This window comes from Inquilinus sp. (assembly GCF_057815775.1).
Genome location: NZ_JBYRFX010000455.1, coordinates 1 through 2,739, shown reverse-complemented (window position 1 = coordinate 2,739; position 2,739 = coordinate 1). Strand labels below are relative to the sequence as shown.

At 69.1% G+C, this 2,739-nt stretch carries 2 protein-coding genes; one reads left to right on the top strand and one right to left on the bottom strand.

The features are described from left to right. The coding region (locus AC3XYG_RS16300; RefSeq protein WP_489140900.1) for an ROK family protein at window positions 1-844 on the bottom strand (844 nt) is incomplete at its 3' end. Window positions 845-1,049: 205 nt separating this feature from the next. Between AC3XYG_RS16300 and AC3XYG_RS16295 the strand changes: the two genes are divergently transcribed. Next, window positions 1,050-2,600: an ABC transporter substrate-binding protein gene (locus AC3XYG_RS16295; protein ID WP_489140899.1), complete on the top strand. Its 1,551-nt coding sequence runs from the start codon at window positions 1,050-1,052 to the stop codon at window positions 2,598-2,600. Window positions 2,601-2,739 lie beyond the last annotated feature (139 nt).

Here is a 2,739-nt window from a genome sequence, read left to right as displayed (position 1 = left end):
GGTGCAGGATCTGGATCGCGTCGGTGTTGCCCTGCGCCGCCAGCGCCTCGATCCCCGCCGTGGTGGTCGCCGGCAGGCCGCGCTCGCGCGCCTGGGCCAGGATCGCCTGGCGCGGGGCGATGGTGTCGAGGCAGCCGCGCTTGCCGCAGCGGCAGGGCAGCCCGCCCGGCTCGATGGTGCAATGCGCGATCTCGCCGGCGCCGCCGCCATGGCCGCGATACAGCGCCCCGTCGACATAATGGGCACAGCCGATGCTGTCACCGAAGGTGACGGTGGTGAAGCTGCGATAATCCCGCGCCAGGCCGTACAGCCGCTCGCCGGTGGCGACGGCGTTGGCGTCGTTCTCCAGGGTGGCCGGCACGCCGGTCGCCGCCGTCACCATCGCCGCCACCGGCAGGTCGATCCAGCCGAGATTGGCCGAATGCAGGCAGCGGTCCTGGTCGTTGTTGACCAGGCCGGACAGGGCGACGCCGATGCCGCGCAGCCGGTCGGCCGCAATGCCGGCCTGGTCCAGCAGATGCGGCACCGCCTCGCGGATGGTGTCGGCGATGCGTTGCGGGTCGTTCGACCAGGGCGCGGTGCGCTGGCCCAGCACCGCGCCCTGCAGATCGGCCAGCACCAGCGTCACCGGCTCCTCCACGATCGAGGCGCCGATGAAATAGCCGTAGCTCGGGTTCAGCGTCAGCAGGATCGACGGCCGGCCCTGGCGGCCGAGGACGGCGGTGTCGCTTTCCGCCAGCGCGCCGTCCTGGATCAGCTCGCGGCTCAGCCCCGTGATCGCCGCCTTGCTCAGCCCGGTCAGCGCCGACAGCTCGGACCGGCTCAGCGGACCGCGGTCGGTCACGGCTTTGAGCAGGGAGCGTTTCGACGGGTTGGCCATATGCCTCGGGACCAGAGCGAAAGGGACCGCCGGCGCTACCGAAATCCCCGGCCGCCCCGACGTCTGACTTGACAGTTAGTTTACGAATTGAATTTAATCAAGCAACAGGCTTCATGAACCGAACAAAATCACCGGGCACTCCGGATCGATTCGAACAGTGGGGGACGACATGACCATTCTGATCGACCGGCGCGGCGCGCTGGCCCTGGGCGGGGCACTGGGACTGGCGGCGATGCTGAAGGGCCGCGGCGCCTTTGCCGCCGATGCCGGGCAGATCGTGATCATGCAGAGCGAGGCGCCGCGCAGCATGGACCCGGCGGACCAGACCGCGACCTACAGCTCGGCGATCCTGGAGCCGATGTATGAGGGCCTGACCGGCTACAATGAGAAGATGGAGCTGATCCCCGTCCTGGCCACCAAATGGGAGGGCGACGCGACCGGCACCACCTGGACCTTCACCCTGCGCCAGGGCGTGAAGTTCCATGACGGCGAGCCCTGCAACGCCGATGCCGTGATCGCCGCCTTCGCCCGACATCTGGACGAGAAGCGCGGCCTGGCCGCCAGCGGCCGCTTCCGCGCTGTGGTCGGCGAGGTCAAGGCGGTGGATGCCGACACCATCCGCTTCACCCTGAAGCGCCCCTACCCCGCCTTCCTCAAGCTGCTGGCCCAGGCCTCGGCCACGATCGTCAGCCCGAAGGCCGACAAGGCCGGCACGCTGGGCCGCGCCGCTGTCGGCACCGGCCCGTACAAGCTGGCCGAGTACAAATCGGGCGAATACGTGCTGTCCGAGGCCAACGCCGATTATTGGGGCGACAAGGCGCCGACCAAGACCCTGAAGTGGATCTGGACCCAGGAAGCGGCCGTCATGAACATGGCGGTGCAGACCGGCGACGCCGACATCGTCGTGCCGCTGCCGCCGGTCTTCGCCGCGCCGATCAAGGCGAACCCGGAGCTGAGGCTGATCGAGGGCAACCCGACCGCGGTGTTCTGGGTGGCGCTGAACTGCAAGCTGGCGCCGCTGGACGACGTCCGCGTCCGTCAGGCGCTGAACCTGGCCACCGACAGGGCCGGGCTGGTCAGCAACCTGCTCTACGGCTTCGGCCTGCCGGCGGCCTCGCCCCTGTCGCCCGCCGTGTTCGGCTACGACCCGACGGTCGAGGGCTATGTCCTGGATGTCGCCAAGGCCAAGTCGCTGCTGGCCGAGGCCGGCCATGCCGACGGCATCACCATCAATGTCGCGGTGCAGGAGCCGGAAGCGCCGATCGCCGAGATCCTGCAGGGCATGTGGGCCGCGGCCGGCATCACCCTGAACATCCAGCGGATGGAGAGCGGGGTGTGGACCGCTGCCGCTTTCGGCACGCCGGAGGAAAAGGCGGCCCAGGGCGTGCACAGCGTCATCGCCTCCTGGTCCACCGGCACCTTCGACGCCGATCTGCAGCTGAAGCCGCTGTACTACACCGACAGCTGGTCGCCGAAGGGCGCCAATCTCGGCTTCTACAGCAACGCCGAGCTGGACGGGATCCTGGACAAGGCCGGGTCGTCGACCGACGAGGCCGAGCGCAAGACCCTGTACGCCAAGGCCCAGCGCATCATCGTCCAGGATGCGGCGCATGTGCTGCTGTACTACCCCAACGACCTCGCCGCCGCCCGCGCCGAGATCAAGGGCGCCTGGCTGCAGCCCGGCGGCCAGATCGTCCCGGAACGCGCGACGAAGGCTTGACGTTGGCCGTCGCTGACATCAGCGCACCGCTGCGACCCTTCTACTCTCCCCCCCCCCTTGCGGGAGGGGGTAGGGGGAGGGGTTTGGCGCCGTCGGAACCCAAATCGGCAGGCCGTCGCAACCGGCAGCGATTCTGCAT

Bases quoted from the DNA above. Each gene is read 5' to 3' on its own strand.
- AC3XYG_RS16295 (WP_489140899.1), top strand. From the start codon at position 1,050: ATGACCATTCTGATCGACCGGCGCGGCGCGCTGGCCCTGGGCGGGGCA.